This window comes from Archangium minus, from assembly GCF_044360475.1.
GTDB lineage: Bacteria > Myxococcota > Myxococcia > Myxococcales > Myxococcaceae > Archangium > Archangium minus.
Window position 1 is genome coordinate 10,546,856 of the sequence record NZ_CP043494.1, and the last position, 18,500, is coordinate 10,565,355.

The window sequence follows — 18,500 nt, forward strand, 5'->3', positions numbered from 1 at the left end:
CTTCCACCTGCTCCCATCCTGCCTCCCTGCCTCCGCTAAGCCCCTGTTTTTATTGGGCCGCCAGTCGACACGCCGTTGGTACGCGTTTTGATTGAGAACGAGCCGGATGGGTTCGAGGCGAGAACGGGCGATGAGAACGGGGCTGGGCGGTGGGCGGATCATCTGGCTGTCGCTGCTGACGGCGTTTCTGGCCGCGTGCCATGAGCCGGGGAATACCCGCTCGGTGCAGGCCAAGGCAGCAGTGGACTCGGATGTCCTCGACTTCGGAGAGGTGCCGGTTGGGCAATGGCGCGAGAAGGTCGTGCGTCTACGCAACGTGGGCTACGTGCCCTTTCATGCCCTAGAGGCACTGGGGCTGAAGGGAGATCCTTCGTACGAGGTCTCCTTTGAGGGCGAGGGGCGGGTGATGCCCGGCGACGAGATGCGGGTGCTCGTGCGCTTCCACCCGCTCTCCGAGGGCACCCTGGAGGAGACGGTCCATGTGACCACGGACGCCAACTCGGGCCGTGAGCACACCGTCCGGGTACAGGGCCGGGGCGTGCCCCTGCCTGTGCAGATCTCCCCGGCGGTGCTGGACTTCGAGACGCTGGAGGTGGACAGCGATCGCACGCTGCGCCTCACCATCACCAACCCGGTGGACCTGCCGCTCACGGTGACGGTGAAGGGCGAGGCGGCCGACGCCTTCAGCACGGACACCATCACGGTGCCGCCGCTCAGCACACATCAGTTGGAGGCGAAGTACCTGCCGCGCGCCCTGGGCGACATGCGCGCGCTGGTGGAGGTGAGGCCCTGCGCCAGCTGCACGCCGTCAACGGCGGAGCTCGCTGGCCGCTCGGTGGCGCACGCCTTCGCCTTCGACCCCGAGCCGGTGCCCTTCGACAAGATTCCCGTGCACGAGCGCACCAAGTCCTTCACGCGCGCACGCAACATCACCTGGCGGCCGGTCACCATCCAGGGGCTGAGCACCAGTGATCGGTCCTTCACGCCGCTCGCGCCGATGAGCGCGCAGGAGGTGAAGCCGGGGGAGAAGGTGGAGCTGCCCCTGGAGTTCGCGGCGCGCTACTCCGGCCCCAACACGGGCCTGCTCACGGTGGGCTACGAGTCGGACAAGCCGCGCCAGGCGCAGGTGATGCTGGACGCGCGCGGAGGCCGGCCCGCCCTGGCGGTGGCTCCGGTGGCGCTGGACTTCGGCGAGCTGCCCGTAGGTGGCAAGGTGGGGAAGACCATCCGCATCACCAACAGCGGCAGCACGGGCAACCTGTACTTCCGGGGCGTGAAGGGGACCGGGGCCGCGCAGAACTTCTCGGTGGACGTGCCTCTGCGTGGCAAGCAGGCCTATCCCTGGAAGGCGGGCACGGCCTGGCCGGAGCTGGGGGCCGACGACATTCCCATCGCCCCGGGCACGGACGCGCTGGACCTGACGGTGTACTTCGAGCCTCAGGCCGAGGGCTCCTGGCAGGCCACGCTGGTGCTCGTCTCGGATGACCTCTTCAATCCCAATCGCGAAATCGTCCTCACCGGCCGCGCGCGGAGCACGGGCCCCTGCGTCTATGAGCTGACGCCCCAGCCGCTCCTGGACTTCGGCAACGTGGAGCCGGGCCGCGGTGCGGTGCTGGGCTTCCGCTTCCGCAACCCTGGCCGAGCTGAGTGCGCGGTGAAGGACATCCACCTGTCGAATGACGGCGGGGGCGCCTTCTTCATGCCGGGCGGCAAGCTGGCGGGCGGCGTGGTGCCGTATGACACGGCCTTCAGCGCGATGATCGCCTTCCGGCCCCCGGCCGCGGGCGAGTTCCACGGCGAGCTGAAGATGACCGTGAACAACCCCGCGGCGCCCACGGTGACGCTGCCCCTCCACGGTGTGTCGCTGGCGACCTGCCTGGTGGCCGCGCCGAGCTTCGTGGACTTCGGGCCCATTCGCTATGACTGCCCGACGGTACCTCGGCGCACGCTCATCTCCAACCAGTGCGCCGCGCCCGTCATCGTGAACAACACCGCGCTCGGCGCGGGCACCAGTGACCAGTTCCAACTGGTGACGCCGCCCGCCCTGCCGCGCATGCTGAACCCCGGCGAGGGCTTCGAGCTGGAGTTCACCTACTCGCGCACCGTGCTCGGCCAGCACTACAGCCCCTTCTTCGTCAACGCGGAGCAGGAGCCGAGCCCGCTGCTCGTCCCGCTGCTGGCGGAGACGAACCACGAGGGCCTCCAGCTCGACCGCTTCATCCAGGGCACCAACAACCAGCTGGACGTCCTCTTCGTGGTGTCCAACACCACCACCATGGAGCCCTACCAGGCGCGGCTGAAGGCGGCCCTGCCCGGGTGGGTGGAGCGTGCGCGGCAGGCCGGAGTGGATCTGCGCATGGGCGTCACCAGCACGGGTCTGGCGGCCCGCGCGAGCGTGTGCGCCGGACCGTCGGGAGGCGGTGATGGGGGACGGCTCGTCCCCGTGGATGGCCGCCGCGCGCGTGCCGTCTCCAGTGACTCGCCCACCGCGGCGGAGACCCTTCAGGCCAACATCGACGACACGGGCCTGTGCCACAACCTGGTGCAGGGCCTGGAGACGATGCGGCAGGCGATCTCCTCGCCCCTGGCCACCAGCGCGGACGACCCGCGCACCCCGCTGCCCAACGACGGCAACCTGGGCTTCCTGCGCCCCACGGCCCGGCTCGCGGTGGTGGTGGTGGCCGACGAGGACGACCACTCGGGTTTTGATCCGGAGAGCTACGTGCAGTTCCTCCAGGCCGTGAAGGGCACCGGCATGGCGCACCGCACCCAGCTCCACGCGCTGGTGCCCACCGACAACAGCTGCACCACCGCGGGCCCGCCGGGGCCGCGCTTCAGCACCGTGGCCCAGCGCACGGGCGGCGCGGCGGAGTCCATCTGCCGGGGCGACTACGGTCCCTTCCTGGACAAGCTGCTCCAGCGCGCGGACGGGCTCCAGGCGGACTTCACCCTGAGCACCACGCCCAATGGGACGGAGGAGATGTCCGTGCGCGTCCAGGGCGTGAGGCTCCCCGAGGAGCAGTGGACCTACGATGCCGCCCGCAACGCGGTCATCTTCCGGGGCGCCGCGGTGCCTACAGCGGGTCAGACCATCGAGGTCCGCTACCGGAGCGCCTGCGGCGTGGTGCCTCCCAAGGCGCCCTGAGAGTCCCCGAGGGGCCCCGTCAAGACGACGGGGTCCCTTCCTCTGATGGCCCCGAGGCGGATATGGTTGTCCCCTCGCGTGGAAACCTTCGGCCGTTACGAACTGCTACGAAAACTGGCGACGGGCGGAATGGGCCAGGTCTTCCTGGCCCGGCAGAAGGGCCCCGTGGGCTTCCAGAAGCTGCTGGTGGTGAAGCGGCTGCTGCCGCACCTCTCCGAGGACCAGGAATTCATCCAGATGTTCCTGGACGAGGCCCGCATCGCCGGCCTGCTCAACCACCCCAACATCGCGCAAATCTACGAGCTGGGGGACGTGGACGGCGTGCTCTACATCGCCATGGAGTACGTCCAGGGCGAGGCCGTCAGTCAGGTGAACGCGCGCGCCAACCACCGCAAGGGCGGGCTGCCGCTGGGGCTCAAGTGCCGCATCATCGCGGACGCCGCGGCGGGGTTGGACCATGCGCACCAGGCACGCACCCCGTCAGGCCGCCGGTTGGGCCTCATCCACCGCGACGTGTCCCCCCAGAACGTGCTGGTGGGCTTCAACGGCAACGTGAAGCTCATCGACTTCGGCGTGGCCAAGGCCGCGGGGAAGCTGTCGCAGACAATCGTCGGCACCATCAAGGGCAAGCACGCGTACATGTCCCCGGAGCAGGCCCGCGGCGAGGAGCTCGACGCGCGCTCGGACGTGTACGGCCTGGGCATCGTCTTCTACGAGCTGCTCACCAGCCAGCGGCTCTTCAAGCGAGAGTCGGACATGGCCACCCTGAAGGCCGTGGTCGGCGCCCGGGTTGCCCTCCCCTCCGAGGCCGTGCCCGGCATCCCCAAGACGCTGGACGCCGTGGTGATGAAGGCGCTGGCGCGCAAGCGCGAGGAGCGCTTCCAGAGCGCCGGGGAGTTCCAGCTCGCGCTCGAGGACTTCCTGCTCGCCGAGCGGCTCCCGGGCACCCCCGCGCACCTCACCGCGTTCATGAAGGACCTGTACGCCACGGAGCTCGAGGAGGAGCGCTTCGCCAGCGAGCCCACCGTCATCCAGTACGATCCGCGGCTCGCGCGAGAGGCCAGCTCGTCCTCCTCGACCCAGGTGGCCCCCCCTCAGGGACAAGGACAGCAGACTCGGCAGACGCGAGCTCCCGCGCAAGGGGGTGGGGCAAGTCCGGGCACACCTCCGCGCACTCGGGCCACACAGGCCCCCGCTCCCCGCCGCCCCGTCAGCACGCACGAGCCGGGTGAGGACACGGAAGAGACCTAGCGCACATCGCTCTCGGGCTTGCTCGAGGTGGGAGTGCCGCAGTGGACAGGCGGCCTCGGGGGCAGTCTTGCCCTTCCTGGGTCTTCCTGCATGCTGCTCATCCTGGCAGCTCTGAGGACGGGGGGAGCCGCATGAGAAGCATGTCCATCAGCCAGGACACGAGTGACGTCGTTTCAGTTCACGAATTCGAGCGGAGGATGGCCCTGGCCACCCCCGCGGACACCATGTGCGGGTTCTTCTTCAACGGCGCGCTGGCGGCGGTCCGGAGCCTTGGAGACGAGGCCGTGAAGCGTTGCCTCGAGGCAGGTCAGGAGACGAGCTTCACGAGCTTCTTCAGGTACCCCGCCACCGCGTACCTCCGGGTCACCTACACAGCGGCGAATCTCCTGCGGGTGCAGCACGACAGCCTCGAGAACGCGCTGCGATATGTAGGGTGCATGGTGATACCGCCCTTCCTGTCCTCCGCGGTGGGCAAGACGATGCTCACCTTGAACCAGAGGAATCCGCGGCTCCTCATCAGCAGCCTGCCCACGGCTTACCGGGCAGGGGTGAGCTATGGGGAGAGCTCCATCAAGTGGACGGGACCCAGGAGCGGGCTGATCCTCACGAAGCACGACTTCATTCACCCCCTCATCCACGAGGGTGCCCTGCTCGGCCTCTTCGAGGTGATGGGCATGAAGGGCGTGTGGGTGAGCGCGAAGCTGGTGGGCGCCCTGGACAACGAGATCGCCTTCTCCTGGTGAACGACGGAGTGAGGGACGCGTCGCCCTCTGGGATGAGGCGTAGACGGACCCGATTCGGAGGAGCACCATTCATTCATGGCGAGTACCCTGCCGGGAACGAGCAAGGCCGATCACCCTGTGGCCTACCTCACGGATGTGGAGGGCATCTGGGAGAAGCTGGCCAGCTTCTGCCGGGACAACCCACACGTGTCGCTCGAGGGCAGGAGGCGATTGGTGGTGCGTCCGGGCGCCACCTTCGTTTACGGGGGAGACGCCGTGGACCGCGGTCCCGATGGGCGGCGGGTGCTTGAGACGCTCCTCGAGGCCAAGCGCCGGCATCCCTCCCAGGTCGTCCTGCTGGCGGGCAACCGTGACATCAACAAGCTGCGCCTGGCGCGCGAGCTGAACGGCCATCCCCTTCCACGTACGCCCACGGACATGCGGAGCGCCCCACGGCCAGTGCTCCTGCGTTGGATTTTCGAAAACACCATGGGGGCGCGCGACGCCTTCAGGTTTCGCCGGGACGAGCTGGTCCGCACCGGTGAGCCCGTGAGCGATGAAGACGTGGTGACCAGCTTCCTCGAGGACCTGGGCCCCCAGGGGCTGATGCGCGACTACCTCGCCGTGTGCCAGCTGGCCTACCGCCTGGGCAACACCCTCTTCGTCCACGGCGGGGTGCACGAGCACAGCCTCGGGGTGGTGCCTACGGGAGAGTACGTGGAGGGTGTGGACGCCTGGGTGGAGGCCCTCAACCGCTGGTATCGCGAGCAGATGGAGGCCTTTATCGAGGGGCGGCTCGACAGGACGGGCACTCCGGCCTGGGAGCCGCTCATCGCCTACCAGGCCCCCACGCCGGGCAAGCGCATCAACACCGCCAGCGTCGTGTACGGGCGCATGGCCGACGAGCGCAATCACCCCGGCCTCCCTTCCTCCACCCTCATCAAGACGCTCGCCCGCTCCGGCATCCACCGGCTCGTGGTGGGCCACACGCCAAGCGGGGACTGCCCTTCGGTGCTCCGCGAGGAGGAGTTCGAGCTCATCCTCGCGGACAACTCCTATGGCCGGGTGGACGGCGCCTCACAGCTCTTCCTCCGTGACGACAGCGTGTACGTGGAGGGCCGGGTGAAGCTGGAAGATGGACGACTGGAACACGTCCATTTTCAGCTCACGCGCGGCGACACCTCCGTCCCCATCGGGCGGCAGTTGCTTGAAACCGGGCACCTGGTGAAAGGGCCGCTCGAAAGCGGGGACTGGCTGCTGTTCCGCGCGTTGCCGCAGTACCGGATGGAGCAGCTCCCGGTGGCCCCGAGCACGCTCAAGGGCCAGATGCTGGGCCCCGCGCGGGCGGGGACTCACTGACTGGAGCGCTCACTCAGCAAGCGCTCAGGACTGCAACCGCTTGATGACGTCCAGCGCCTCGGTGATGTGCCGGGTCGCCTGGAGCTGGGAGTTGAAGACGTGCTGGACGACGCCCTTGCTGTCGATGACGTAGGTCACCCGGCCCGGAAGCAGACCCAGGAAGGAGCGCGGCACTCCATAGCGCTTGCGAAGTGAGCCGTCCCCATCGGGGATCAACGTAAATGGCAGCCGGTGCTTGGAGGCGAAAGCATCATGAGACGTGGACGCATCGGAGCTGACCCCGATGACCTCGGCCCCCGCCTCGGTGAAGGACTCATAGGAGTCGCGGAAGGAACAGGCCTGGGCCGTGCAACCCGGGGTGTCGTCCTTCGGGTAGAAGTAGAGGACCACGGCCTTCTTCTTCTGAAGCAGCGCCTTGAGGCTGACCGAACTGCCGTCCTTATGGGTGAAGTTGAAGTCCGGGGCTTCGTCACCGACCTGAATCGCCATGGGTCTCCTTCTGGAAAAGGGGGGAGCCCTCGCGATAACGCCCTGCGTCGGCGCACGCAATACGCAACGAAATGGCAAGAAGTCAGAGGCTCGCGAGGGCCACGCGATAGAGGGCGCGGTAGCCCATGCGCGGCGCGGGCTCGAAGCGCTCCGCCGAGAAGATCTCCTCCAGCAGGCGCTTGCCTTCGTCGCTCTCGTGCAGCCCCAACAGGGCGCGCTCCAGCAGGCCCGCCAGCTCCGGCGCCACGCTCATGCCCACCGGCACCCCGTCGTTGGGCGCCTCCTCCGTGTAGGCGATGAGCTCGAACGCCTTCCCCTTGCCGGCCAGCACCACCTCCACGCCGTCCGCGTACGTCAGGCCCGTGGACTCTGGCGGGCAGAAGATGCTCGCCATGTCCGCCGTCCCGCTCAGCACCGCCTCCAGCGCCGCCTTGTACGAGCCCGCGAACTGCTGCGAGACGAACGTCTTCGCCGGCTCATGGCCCTTGGCCTTCAGGTACGCCACGGGCAGCAGGTAGCCGCCGACCGAGTCCCGGTCCACCCACGCCACCCGCCTGCCCTGTAGCGTCTCCAGCGTGAGCCCGGAGCCCGCGCGCGTCACCAGCGCCGAGCGGTACGACGAGCGGCCCCGCCGCACCCCGCGCGCCAACACCCGCACGCCCATGGCCTCCACGCGCGCGCACACAAAGGGTGGCGCCCATACCGCGTCCGCCCGGCCCGCCAGCAGATCCTTCGCCAGCGCCTCGTAGCTGGACGCCACGCTCACCTCCACCTTGCGGCCCAGGGCCCGCTCGATGAACGAGGAGAAGTGCTCGGCCCGCTCGCGCGCCAGCGTGTTGCCCAGCGAGGGCGGCAGGCCGAACCGGAAGGAGAATCGTGCCGGAGAGGGAGGAGGGGCGGACATGGTGGGCCGGGCTTCTCCTTACGCCTCGCGGTCCAGACGCGCCACTTCGTCATCCGCGAGCCCGAAGGTCGCCTGGAGCATGTTGAGGATGCGCTGCTCGCTCAGGCTCGGCTCCTGGCCGCTGGCGTGGGCAATCTTCGTCGCCAGCCGGTAGGCCTTCAGCCGCTGGGTATGCGTCGTCAGCCCCCGGGCCAGCACCTGCAGCCGCTCCGGCAGTCCCTCGGCCGCCAGCGCCGCCACCGCCTCGCTCACGAAGGCCTGCGCCCGCTCGGGGCTCACGTTGTGGAAGAGCGGATCCGACGCGAAGCTCTCCACCAGCGCCCGCGCCTCCGCCTCTTTCAGGCGTCCGTCCGCCGCGCTCACCAGCACCATCACCTCGGCGAACAGGCGCTCCAGCGGCTCGCCCAGCGCCTCCGACAGGCTGCCTCCGCCCTCGATGACGTCGATGATCTGCGCCACCTCGTCCTCGGAGATGCCCAGCGCGGCCTGGAACGTCTTGAGCAGGCCCAGCTCCGTGCGCGTGGCCCGGTGGTCCGAGAACGCGATGGACGCCGCCAACCCGAAGGCCAGCATGCGGTTCTTGTGGTCCGGCAGCCGCGCCCGGAACGAGGAGAGGATCTCCTCCAGGTCGTGCGCCTTGGACAGCCGCTGGGCGCTCGCCTCCACCAGCGCGTTGAGCTCCTCGGGCTTGGTGCCCTCGAACTCGGGGCGCTCGATAACGCGCCGCAACAGCGTCTGAATCTCCCGCTGCGACACCTTGCCATCGGCCATGGCGGCCAGCAGCATCACCTCCACCAGCGCCGAGTTGCGATCCTTGCGCGCCTTCACTGCCTGCTCTCGAGGCATCCGCCAGCCCTCCCAGGGTTCTTGCTGCCGTCGTCGTCCTGCGACTGCGTCGCCTCGGGTTGAGTACCCTCGGACGCGAGCGCGGAAAAGTCGAAAAGGTTCCGGTCCATCAAATGGCTCGCCCGCACGTTGCTCATGGCGGACAGCACGCTCTGCCGGACGTTGGGAATCTCCTTGGCCAGCTCCTCCATCAGCCGCTGCATGCGCTTGCGCTGCAGGTTCTCCTGCGAGCCGCACAGGTCGCACGGGATGATGGGGAACTGCCGGGCCTCGGCGTAGGCGGCGATCTCCTTCTCCGGCGCGTAGCACAGCGGACGGATGACGGTGTTGCGCCCATCGTCGCTCTTGAGGATGGGCGGCATGGCCTTGAGCGAGCCGGCGAAGAAGAGGTTGAGCAGCAGGGTGTTGGCGAGGTCGTCCCGGTGGTGGCCAAGGGCGATCTTGTTGCAGCCCAGCTCCACGGCGGCCGTATAGAGGATGCCGCGCCGCAGCCGGGAGCACACGGTGCACTGGGTCTTCCCCGGGGGCGTCTCCTCGAGGACGACGGAGTAGGTGTCCTCCTTGAGCATCTTGTAGGCGAAGCCCTCGCTCTTGAACCAGCCCTCCAGCTTGTCCGCGGGGAAGCCAGGGTGGCCCTGGTCCAGGTTCACCGCCAGCAGATCGAACTTCACGGGCGCGCGGCGCTGCAGCTCTCGGAGGAGATAGAGGAGGGTGTACGAGTCCTTCCCACCGGACACCCCCACCATGATGCGGTCCCCATTGGAGATGAGGGAGTAATCGGAGATGGCGCGGCCCATGTGGCCGAGCAGGTTCTTCTCGAGGCGAAGGACGTCGGGGTTCATCGGGGTTGTCATCCTAGCGGCGGCTGGGGAAAAAACACGCTACACGTACATACCTGGTCCGCTAGCCTGCTCTTCGCCATGCCGACCTTCCCACAAGGTGCGCAAGACATCGTAGATGCCCCGGGGGCCCAGACGGCCGCCCGGAAACTCGAGCAAGCCCCGGAGCTGGCCGTGGACGTGGAGGCGGACGCGATGCACGCCTTCCGCGCCCGGCTGTGCTTCCTCCAGGTAGGCACGGACGAGGATGTTTACCTCTTCGACACACTGCAGCCGGGGGTAGAGCCCTCGCTCCTGGCGCCGGTGATGGAGGACCCTGGGCGGACGAAGTTCTTCCATGCCGCGTCGGGAGACCTCCCCTACCTGGCCGAGGCAGGGGTGCGGGTACGCGGACTCTTCGATACCCACCGAGCGGCCACGCTGCTGGGCTGGCCGAAGGTAGGGCTGGCGGATTTGGCGCGCGAGCGGCTGGGCGTGGAGCTGCCGAAGGAGCACCAGCAGTCGGACTTTTCGCTCCGGCCGCTGCCTCCGGGGATGCGGGACTACATCGCCAACGACGTGCGCTACCTGGTGGAGCTGGGGAGACAGGTGCGGGAGGAGTGCCGGAAGGCGGACATCCTGGAGGAGGTGCTGCTCGACTGCCAGCGGATGTGCGACGAGGCGGCGGCGCGTCCGGACGTAGGAGCGGACTTCAAGCCGCGCCTGCCGAAGGGAGGGATGACCCCGACGCAGCTGACGCTGGCCAACGCGATCGCCCACGCGCTGCACCGCAAGCGGCTGGAGTGGGCAGAGGCGGAGAATGTCCCCATGGGGCGGATGCTCTCCAACATGGCCATCTCGGACATCGCGGTGAAGCCTCCGAGCAACTCCAAGGAGCTGGCGAAGGCGGCGGGCGTGAGAGGCGCCTTCGTCAGGTCTCACGGAGACGAGGTGCTGGCGCTGGTGCGCGAGCTGCTGGAGAAGTCACGCCGAGGCGAGCTGAAGGCGGAGACGGGGGAGCAGAAGGGCCCGAGGGACGCGAACCGGCGCAAGCGGGAGGACGCGCTGAAGGCGTGGAGGGCGGAGAAGGCGGCGTCGCGAAAGGTGACGCCGTCGGTGGTAATGCCCAACGCCATCTTCGACACGCTGGTGTCGCGGCCGCCGGCGAACCTCGACGAGCTGCGAACGGTGCCCTACATCGGAGACAAGCGCGTGCAGCTCTACGGAGAGGAGCTGCTGACGCTGCTCGCCCAGCACCCGTCTCAGAGCTGAGCCCCCCTCCCCTCTCCCTCTGGGAGAGGGACGGGGTGAGGGTATCCATGCCCGTGCTCAATCCGCTGTGTCCTCCTGCTCAGAAGGGAGGAGTCCGCGGGCATGTCCAGACAATCCGTACCGCTGACTCGGGCCCTTTGGCAAAGATGTAGCAATCGGCGCCGTGCCCTGTCTGCGGGTTTCGGCATCCAACCGATCGGGCCCGGAGAGGCACGGCGATGTCTAACCATTTCGGCAATTCGTACCTGGTGGAAGAGCGGCACACTTCGCGCGGGGGCACGCTCGCCTTGGCTGCGCTGATGCTGCTTACCGCGTGCGCAACGAAGGGACCCACAGGGGCGGGCTTGACGCACCGCCGTGAGGGCGAGGCGGCCTTTTCCAACCTGCCCACGAACTTTCAGTCTGTGCACGTAAGTGACTCCGAGCTTACGGCCGCCCTGACGATGTTTTGGCTCCACATCCCACTGCGGGTATCCACTTCATATCCCCCGCTGTACGTTGGCCGGAGGCTGGCGTTAGCGTCCTCGCCTGAGACTGGCGAAGCGTGGCAATCAGCTCTGGCACAATCCTATGGACGGTTTTGCAAGCGGCGCGGAACTCCGGGCGATTGTCTGACGCTTTTTGATGATGGGCCTCGCCTACGAGCCGAAGACAAGCGTAGCATCGCCCTCGCACTAGCGGTGGGGCCTGCCCTGGAAGGGGTGGCCACAGAAGTGCAAGCCATGCTCAACCCCACACGGGTGCTGGCAACTCTCAGCTTCACCATCACGACCTACATGGCGCTCTTGATTGCACCCGAGCCAGTGACCAAGGGTGTAGCCCTCGCGTTTTCCGTGCTCATGTGGGGCTATCTCGGATGGGAGTTTTTCGACCTGCTGCGGGCCTATGCACGACTTTACGAAGATGCGCCGCGAGCCTCGAACTTTGCGGAACTACGAGAGATAGGCGACCGCTTCGGAAGCGTCATCGGCCCCAATAGCGTGAGAATTCTCGTCATGGTGGCGACGGCGGCGATAGGTGACGCGGCAGCACTCATATCGAAAGGGCCGAAACTGCCGGGCTTCGGGAACGCCTCGCGCACAGTCGAGTCAACCACCGGTCTCCGTCTGATCGATGCGGCAACAAACGCGGAGCGAGTCATTGTCTCCGTGAATAAGGGCACGATTCGTATCGTGCTGCCAATCAATGCAGTGCCCATGACCAACCGGAACGGTGAGGACGGGCACTCATCGAGCAGAGGGAGCGTAAGTCCTGACAGGGAAAAGCCTCTTCCGAACAGCCATCGCGCCTTCAAGTCCTTTGACGCCTTCAAAAGCGCCATGGGCCCCGCGGGCGAAGACAAGGCATGGCACCACATCGTCGAACAGCGGAAACTCAACATCGAGCGCTTCGGCCCGGAGGCCATTCACAACACGGAAAACGTGATCGCGGTGAACAAGGCCAAGCATGACGCAATAAGTGCGTACTACTCGACCAAATCCGACGATACGGGAGGCATGGTCGTCCGCGAATGGCTCCGCACGAAATCCTACGAAGAGCAGCGCGCTTTCGGATTGATGATCCTGAAACGGTTCAAAGTCATTCCATGAACAAAGCACAGATAAAGAAGGCTCCAACGGACGAGTTGATCGAAAAAGCCAGGACCCTTTCCGCTGAGCGGTGGCCCGCGATTCATGCGGGTAAACCGAAGGAGGCAAACCGGATGTATGATCTCCTCGTTGCCATTCGCCAGGAGCTACGGGCAAGAGGTATCGAAGCACAGCGCCAGTTATTAAAGTTGCTCGATGATCCAGACCCGGGAACCCGCTGCTGGGCTGCGGGTTCGGTGTTGGAGTTCGCCCCAAGCGAAGGGGAGCGGGTGCTTACCGAAATCTCCAAACACGTTGAGGGTCTGGTGGGTTTTTCCGCGGAGAGAACGCTGGAGCAATGGAAGGCGGGTACCTTCAACCCCCCTTGACGTTCCCCTCCTGCAATAAAACGTCCCCTCGGGCGTTCCCTCGCGACCTAACCGAGGGACCTATGAACGTTCGCCTCCGTCGCACCCCGTGGGCGCTGCTCGCGCTCACCGTGGCCTGTGCCACGCCGCAGCAGGGCACCGCCCCCACCCAGACTACCGCCTCCACTCCCGAGCCAACGGCCGAGACCCCGCGTCCTCCCAGCTTCCGACTGGGCACCCAGGTGAAGCCCACGGGCTACCAGGTGGAGCTCACGGTTGACCCAGAGCAGGAGACCTTCGACGGCGTGGTGGAAATCGCGCTCACGCTGTCCGAGTCCACGCGGCAACTCTGGCTGCACGGCAGCGACCTGAAGGTGAAGGAGGCCATGCTCACTACGGGAGGCCAGCCCCAGCCGGCGCGGGCGGTGACAGAGGGCACCAGCTTCATCGGCTTCCTGCTCGAGCGACCGGTAGGTCCGGGCACCGCGACGCTGCGAATCGCCTACCAAGGCATCGCATCGGCGAAGGAGACCATGGGCCTCTTCCGGCAGAAGGACGGGGACACCTGGTACGCGATGACGCAGTTCCAGGCGGATGACGCGCGCCAAGCCATTCCGTGCTTCGACGAGCCGGGCTTCAAAGTGCCCTGGCAGCTGACGCTGCGCGTCCCCCAGAACCAACAGGCCTTCTCCAACACGCCGGTGGCCTCCGAGGAAACCGGCCCAGACGGATGGAAGACGGTGCGCTTCCGGCCCACGCCGCCGCTGCCCAGCGAGCTGGTGGCCTTCGCGGTAGGTCCCTTCGAGACGGTGGACGCGGCACCCGCGGGCGAGAAGCGCACGCCGGTGCGCATCGTGGTCCCCAAGGGCCGCAAGGCCGAGGCCGCGTATGCCGCCCAGGCTACGCCGCCGCTGGTGGGCCTGCTGGAGGAGTACTTCGGCATCCCCTACCCCTACGAGAAGCTGGACGTGCTGGCCATTCCGCGGCCCGTGCTCTTCGCGGCCATGGAGAACCCGGGCCTCATCACCTTCCAGATGCCGCTGCTGCTGGCCCGGCCCGAGCAGGACACGCTGCAGCGTCAGCGCACCTTCGCACGCGTGCAGGCACACGAGCTCGCGCACCAGTGGTTCGGCAACCTCGTCACGCTGGCGTGGTGGGATGACACCTGGCTCAGCGAGTCCTTCGCGGACTGGCTCTCTCTCAAGGTGACGGGCCAGTGGCAACCCACGTGGAACATGGACGCCCAGCGCGTGAGGGAGCGCACACAGGCGATGACGGCGGACCGGCTCGTCACCACGCGCCGCATCCGCCAGCCCGTGGAGAACGAGAGCGACATCCTCACCGCATTCGACGGCAACATCATCTACGCCAAGGGCAACGCGGTGCTCGCCATGTTCGAGGCGTGGGTGGGTCCGGAGCGCTTTCGCGAGGGCGTGCGCGCCCACATGCGCAAGCACGCCCAGGGCAACGCCACCGCGAGCGACTTCTTCCAGTCCCTCTCCCAGGCGGCGGGCACCGATATGACGGCCCCCTTCACCACCTTCCTGGACCAGCCCGGCGTGCCGCTCGTCACCATGGGCCTCCAGTGCGCGGCGAGCGCGCCACCGAAGCTGACGCTGGCGCAGCGCCGCTTCCTGCCCGTGGGCTCGCAAGGCGCGAGCACGGCGGCGCAGACGTGGCAGGTCCCCGTGTGCGTGCGCTACGGCACGGGCAAGCAGGAGGCACGCGCGTGCACCCTGCTCACCGGGAAGACGGGCGAGCTCGTGCTGACAGGTGCCACCGGCTGCCCCGACTGGGTGCTCCCCAACACGGACGCGCGCGGCTACTACCACGTGAAGCTGGAGGGAGACCTGCTCGGCCGGCTCACACGCGGAGGCGGCAAGCAGCTCACCCTCTCCGAGCGCATGGGACTGCTCGGCGACGCGCAGGCACTCCTGGCCAGCAACGAGCTGCCCGTGGACGAGGCGCTCGGCGTGGCAACGAGCCTGTTACCCACGGATGACAGGGACCTTCTCACCGGCGCGTTGGGGCTGGTGGGCTCGGTGCGGAGCGATGTCATCCCCGAGCCGCTGAGGCCAAAGTACGCGGCCTTCGTGCGCCGCACGTTCGGCGACAAGGCGCACGCGCTCGGGCTGCAGCCGCGCCCGGGCGAGGACGATGCCACGCGCCTGCTGCGACCCACCCTGGTGAAGGCCGCGGCCGACCTGGGCCGGGACGAGTCACTCCAGGCGCAGTCGCTCGCGTTGGCGCGCAAGTGGCTGGAGGACCGCCGCGCCATCTCTCCAGAGATGGTGGAAGTGGTGCTGCGACTGGCCGCGCGCAAGGGAGACGCGGCGCTGCACCAGCGCATGGTGGCCGAGGCTCGCAGGACGCGTCACCCGGCCGAGCGCGGTGTCCTGCTCAGCGCGCTGGGCGCATTCAACGACCCCGCGCTCGTCCGCGCCAGCCTCGCCCTGCTGTTCTCTGACGACTTCTCCTCACTCGAGGTCCTCATGAGCATGCCAGGGGAGATGATGAACGAGGAGCTCCCGCGCGAGCTGCTCTACACCTACGTGAAGGACCACTACGACGCCCTGACCGAGCGGCTGCCGTACGATGCCCGAGGCGCTACCTCCCTCCTGGGCTCGGCCTTCTGCGACCCCGTGCACCGTCAAGACACCGAGGCCTTCTTCAAGGAGCGCTCGGCCCGCCATCCCGGAGGCGCCAATTACCTGGCGCAGTCCCTGGAACGGGTGGACCTGTGCATCGCCCAGCGGGAGGCCCTCCGGCCCGGACTGACGCGCTTCTTGACGCGCCCGTGACCCACGTCTCCTTGGTCGGACCCACGCGCAGCGGAATCTTCCACCGCCTGGAGCTTTGCCGGAGTTCCTCGGAGAACAGGGCAAAAACCCCCGTAAGCGCCTGTACGTTCTTCTCGATGGCAGTAGGCACGACTGCCGAGTCTTGGGGCCGATTTAACATGTGGCCCGAAGGGCGAAGGTTCTGGTTGCGGCTGGGGGGAACGTGCGTAGTTTTCAAGCCGCTGTGGAGGTGGCACGGGCATGTCTGGAGTGCGACTGGGTGGCGCGACGGCCGACATCCATCACTGCATCGCGGCGAGCCTGAGTTGTCAGGCCTCGTGCGAGGCGGCGATGGCGCAATTGGCCGCGACAGGGATGCGCGCTGACAGCGAGCCGATGCGCCTGCTGCGGCAATGCGCGGAGCTTTGCGAACTGAATGCTCGGGCCTTGCAAAAGGACAGCCGGCTGGCGCGGCGCACGGCGACGCTGTGCTTCGAGCTGAGCAACCAGGTGGCACGCGCGGCGTGGTTGGACGGCAACCTGTCCGCCCACGTGCTGGCCCGGGATGCGCTGCAGCTCGCCCGAGCCTGCCGGCCGCTGCTCTTCACCTAGTCCCCTCTCCCCCTGGGAGAAGGTTAGGGTGAGGGTCTTCCACTTCCGTCAGGAGGACCCCACCGTGCAGACCCCCTTCTTCTTGGGCCCGCGCCTGTACTTCCGCCCGCTCGAGCGAGAGGACGCGCCAAGGCTGGCCACCTTCGTCAACAACCCCGACGTGCGCCGCAACCTGCTGACCCACCGTCCGATGAACGCGGGGCAGGAGGTGGCCTTCGTGGACGCCATGGCCGCCAGCCAGCGGGACATCATCTTCGCCATCGCGCTGCGGGATGGAGACAGGATGATCGGCACCACGGGGCTGCACGAGCTGGATTTCCGCAGCCGGCGAGCCATCTTCGGCCTGCTGATCGGCGAGCCGTCCGAGTGGAACAAGGGCTACGCCACGGAGGCCACCCGGATGGTGGTGGACTACGCCTTCGGCACGCTGAACCTGAACCGGGTGAGGCTGGAGGTGCTGGAGAACAACCTGGGGGCCATCCGCGCCTACGAGAAGGTGGGCTTCCGCCGCGAGGGCCTGCTACGGCAGGACCACTATGTCGACGGCGCGTACGTGAACACGCTCGTGATGGGCATTCTTCGCTCGGAGTGGCAGCCGCTCACGGCCACGAAATAGCGCGGCACCGCGCGTTCCAAGATACGGTTACGGCGGAATAGACGGGCCGGTATCGAGCGACGAAGTCACGAGGAGCACATGGCGGAGGGAGACGGGCAGGATCTGCGGGACGTCGTGCGTCGGCTGGAGGAGACGGTCTCCCGGCTGGAGACGCGCATTGAGCACCTGGAGACGGCGGCCAGGACACAGCCCCCTCCCACCCGAGAACCCGCCGCACCGGCGACGCCCACCGCGCCCGAGTCTCCGAAGGAGACGAGGGATCTCGAGGCGCACCTTGGCACGTACTGGCTGAGCCGGGCGGGCATCGTGGCGCTCATCCTCGGCTTCTCCTTCCTCATCATCTACCACTTCGGTGAGCTGGGCGTGCTGGTGCGGGTGGGAGCGGGCTACCTGCTGAGCGCGGGGCTCGCGGCGCTGGGCCTGTGGCTGTCACGACGCCACGAGCTCTTCGGGCGCATCGTGTTCGGAGGAGGACTCGCGCTCGCCTACTTCGTCACCTACGCGCTGCACTTCGTGCCGGCGGTGCGCGTCATCCAGAGCGAACCCCTCGCGCTCGTCCTGCTCGCGCTGAACGTGGTGGGCATCGTCCTCATTGCCCAACGGATGCAGTCGGAGACGGTGGCGGGCATTGCGCTCTTCCTCGGGCTGCACACGGGGATGCTCAGCGACATCACCCTCTTCACCCTCATGTCCACCACCATGCTGGCGGGCGGAGCACTCTTCTTCCTGGTGAAGAACCGCTGGGTCATCGTGCCGCTGTCGAGCCTGGTGGCCGTCTACTCGACGCACGTCGTCTGGGCGATGCGCACGCAGGCCATCGCCCCGGGCCAACCCGACAGCGAGCGGCTGGCGCTGAGCCTCTCCTTCCTCGCGCTCTACTACGTGCTCTTCTCGGTGGCGCTGCTGGTGCACCCGCGCGAGCTGTCCAAGCGTGCCTCGCTCTCCTTCGCACTGCTCAACTGGGTGGGGCTGCTCACCCTGGGAGCCGTGGAGGTGGCGCGCTGGGGCGAGCCCCACCTCTTCACCTTCTTCGCCACCGTCGCGCTGGCCCAGGGCGCGGGCGCCGCGGTGGCCTGGTGGCGAGGTGCCACCCCCGCGCTCATCCAGGCGTACCTGGCCACCGGCGTGCTCACGCTCGCCCTGGGCATGCCCTCGCACTACGAGGACACAGCGCTGGTGCGGGCCTGGACGGCGGTGGGACTGGTGGCGGGGCTCGCCGGACGCGTCCTGGGCGCGGGCGCCCTGCAGGTGGTGGGCGTGCTCGTCCTCTACGTGGCGCTCGGAGCCACCTGGCTGCCCCCCTCGGGACGCGCGTTCCTGTACGCCGCCCTGCTCGTGAGCTTCGCGCTCGTCGAGCGCCTCTCCGTGGCCCGCTCGGAGCGGCTGCCGCCTCCTGTAGAGGGGAGCCCCCGCACCGCGCTCCAGTTCTTCTGCGCGGCCGGCGCGGGACTCGCGCTGCTCTGGCTCGTGGGCGAGCTGATGCCAAAGGAGCTCACCACCCTGGGCTGGGGCGTGGCGGCCTTCGGGCTGTTCGCCCTGGGCTTCGCCGTGCGCGAGCGCTGGTACCGCTTCGTCGGCCTCGCGGTGCTGGCGTTCACGCTGGGGCGGCTGATGCTCATCGACCTCGCGGGGTTGCCCCCGAACCAGCGCATCCTCACCTTCATCCTGCTCGGAGTGATGTTGCTGGCCGTGTCCTATGTCTACACGCGGCTGCGCGGGAACCGGACCTGAGAGGGCTGCAACCTGGCAT

15 protein-coding genes are annotated in these 18,500 nt (G+C 67.7%); 11 read left to right on the forward strand and 4 right to left on the reverse strand.

What is annotated here, in order from left to right:
* Positions 1–130 precede the first annotated feature (130 nt).
* The 4 genes from F0U60_RS43205 to F0U60_RS43220 all read left to right on the forward strand — a co-directional run bounded on the left by F0U60_RS43205 (position 131) and on the right by F0U60_RS43220 (position 6,477).
* On the forward strand, positions 131–3,145 hold the full coding sequence (locus F0U60_RS43205) for a choice-of-anchor D domain-containing protein (protein ID WP_395808935.1): 3,015 nt from the start codon (positions 131–133) through the stop codon (positions 3,143–3,145).
* A 78-nt stretch (positions 3,146–3,223) separates the two neighbouring features.
* Positions 3,224–4,396, forward strand: coding sequence for a serine/threonine protein kinase (locus F0U60_RS43210; protein WP_395808937.1), 1,173 nt, complete (start codon positions 3,224–3,226; stop codon positions 4,394–4,396).
* A gap of 131 nt (positions 4,397–4,527) precedes the next feature.
* The gene (locus F0U60_RS43215) at positions 4,528–5,139 is read left to right on the forward strand and encodes a TIGR02265 family protein (protein ID WP_395808939.1); all 612 of its coding nucleotides are present in this window, start codon (positions 4,528–4,530) and stop codon (positions 5,137–5,139) included.
* A 75-nt stretch (positions 5,140–5,214) separates the two neighbouring features.
* Positions 5,215–6,477: a hypothetical protein gene (locus tag F0U60_RS43220; protein WP_395808941.1), complete on the forward strand. Its 1,263-nt coding sequence runs from the start codon at positions 5,215–5,217 to the stop codon at positions 6,475–6,477.
* Positions 6,478–6,501: 24 nt separating this feature from the next.
* Here the strand turns inward: F0U60_RS43220 and F0U60_RS43225 are convergent, their stop codons facing one another.
* From F0U60_RS43225 to ttcA, 4 genes are all read right to left on the reverse strand, one after another.
* Complete coding sequence (locus F0U60_RS43225; RefSeq protein ID WP_395808943.1) at positions 6,502–6,966, reverse strand: peroxiredoxin; 465 nt, start codon at positions 6,964–6,966, stop codon at positions 6,502–6,504.
* An 82-nt stretch (positions 6,967–7,048) separates the two neighbouring features.
* Positions 7,049–7,870 carry a phosphate/phosphite/phosphonate ABC transporter substrate-binding protein gene (locus tag F0U60_RS43230; protein ID WP_395808945.1) on the reverse strand — a complete coding sequence of 274 codons (822 nt, stop codon included), beginning with the start codon at positions 7,868–7,870 and terminating at the stop codon, positions 7,049–7,051.
* Positions 7,871–7,888: 18 nt separating this feature from the next.
* Positions 7,889–8,716 carry a TerB family tellurite resistance protein gene (locus F0U60_RS43235; RefSeq protein WP_395808947.1) on the reverse strand — a complete coding sequence of 276 codons (828 nt, stop codon included), beginning with the start codon at positions 8,714–8,716 and terminating at the stop codon, positions 7,889–7,891.
* Positions 8,695–9,570: a tRNA 2-thiocytidine(32) synthetase TtcA gene (ttcA, locus tag F0U60_RS43240; protein WP_395808949.1), complete on the reverse strand. Its 876-nt coding sequence runs from the start codon at positions 9,568–9,570 to the stop codon at positions 8,695–8,697. The genes F0U60_RS43235 and ttcA overlap by 22 nt, the downstream gene beginning before the upstream one ends.
* 66 nt (positions 9,571–9,636) lie before the next feature.
* Here ttcA and F0U60_RS43245 point away from each other — a divergent pair, with 66 nt between their 5' ends.
* The 7 genes from F0U60_RS43245 to F0U60_RS43275 all read left to right on the forward strand — a co-directional run bounded on the left by F0U60_RS43245 (position 9,637) and on the right by F0U60_RS43275 (position 18,481).
* Positions 9,637–10,806, forward strand: a complete 1,170-nt coding sequence (locus F0U60_RS43245) for a ribonuclease D (RefSeq protein WP_395808951.1) — start codon at positions 9,637–9,639, stop codon at positions 10,804–10,806.
* Between the two features lie 722 nt (positions 10,807–11,528).
* On the forward strand, positions 11,529–12,395 hold the full coding sequence (locus F0U60_RS43250) for a hypothetical protein (RefSeq protein WP_395808953.1): 867 nt from the start codon (positions 11,529–11,531) through the stop codon (positions 12,393–12,395).
* Positions 12,392–12,763, forward strand: coding sequence for a DUF2019 domain-containing protein (locus tag F0U60_RS43255; RefSeq protein ID WP_395808955.1), 372 nt, complete (start codon positions 12,392–12,394; stop codon positions 12,761–12,763). Before F0U60_RS43250 ends, F0U60_RS43255 begins: the two co-directional genes overlap by 4 nt.
* A 62-nt stretch (positions 12,764–12,825) precedes the next feature.
* Positions 12,826–15,543: a M1 family aminopeptidase gene (locus F0U60_RS43260; RefSeq protein WP_395808957.1), complete on the forward strand. Its 2,718-nt coding sequence runs from the start codon at positions 12,826–12,828 to the stop codon at positions 15,541–15,543.
* 240 nt (positions 15,544–15,783) lie between these two features.
* A complete protein-coding gene (locus F0U60_RS43265) occupies positions 15,784–16,134 on the forward strand; it encodes a hypothetical protein (RefSeq protein ID WP_395808959.1) in 351 nt (116 codons plus the stop codon).
* A gap of 64 nt (positions 16,135–16,198) precedes the next feature.
* Entirely contained in the window at positions 16,199–16,750 is a 552-nt protein-coding gene (locus F0U60_RS43270; protein ID WP_395808961.1) for a GNAT family N-acetyltransferase, read from the forward strand.
* A gap of 78 nt (positions 16,751–16,828) precedes the next feature.
* Positions 16,829–18,481, forward strand: a complete 1,653-nt coding sequence (locus F0U60_RS43275; RefSeq protein WP_395808963.1) for a DUF2339 domain-containing protein — start codon at positions 16,829–16,831, stop codon at positions 18,479–18,481.
* Positions 18,482–18,500: the final 19 nt, after the last annotated feature.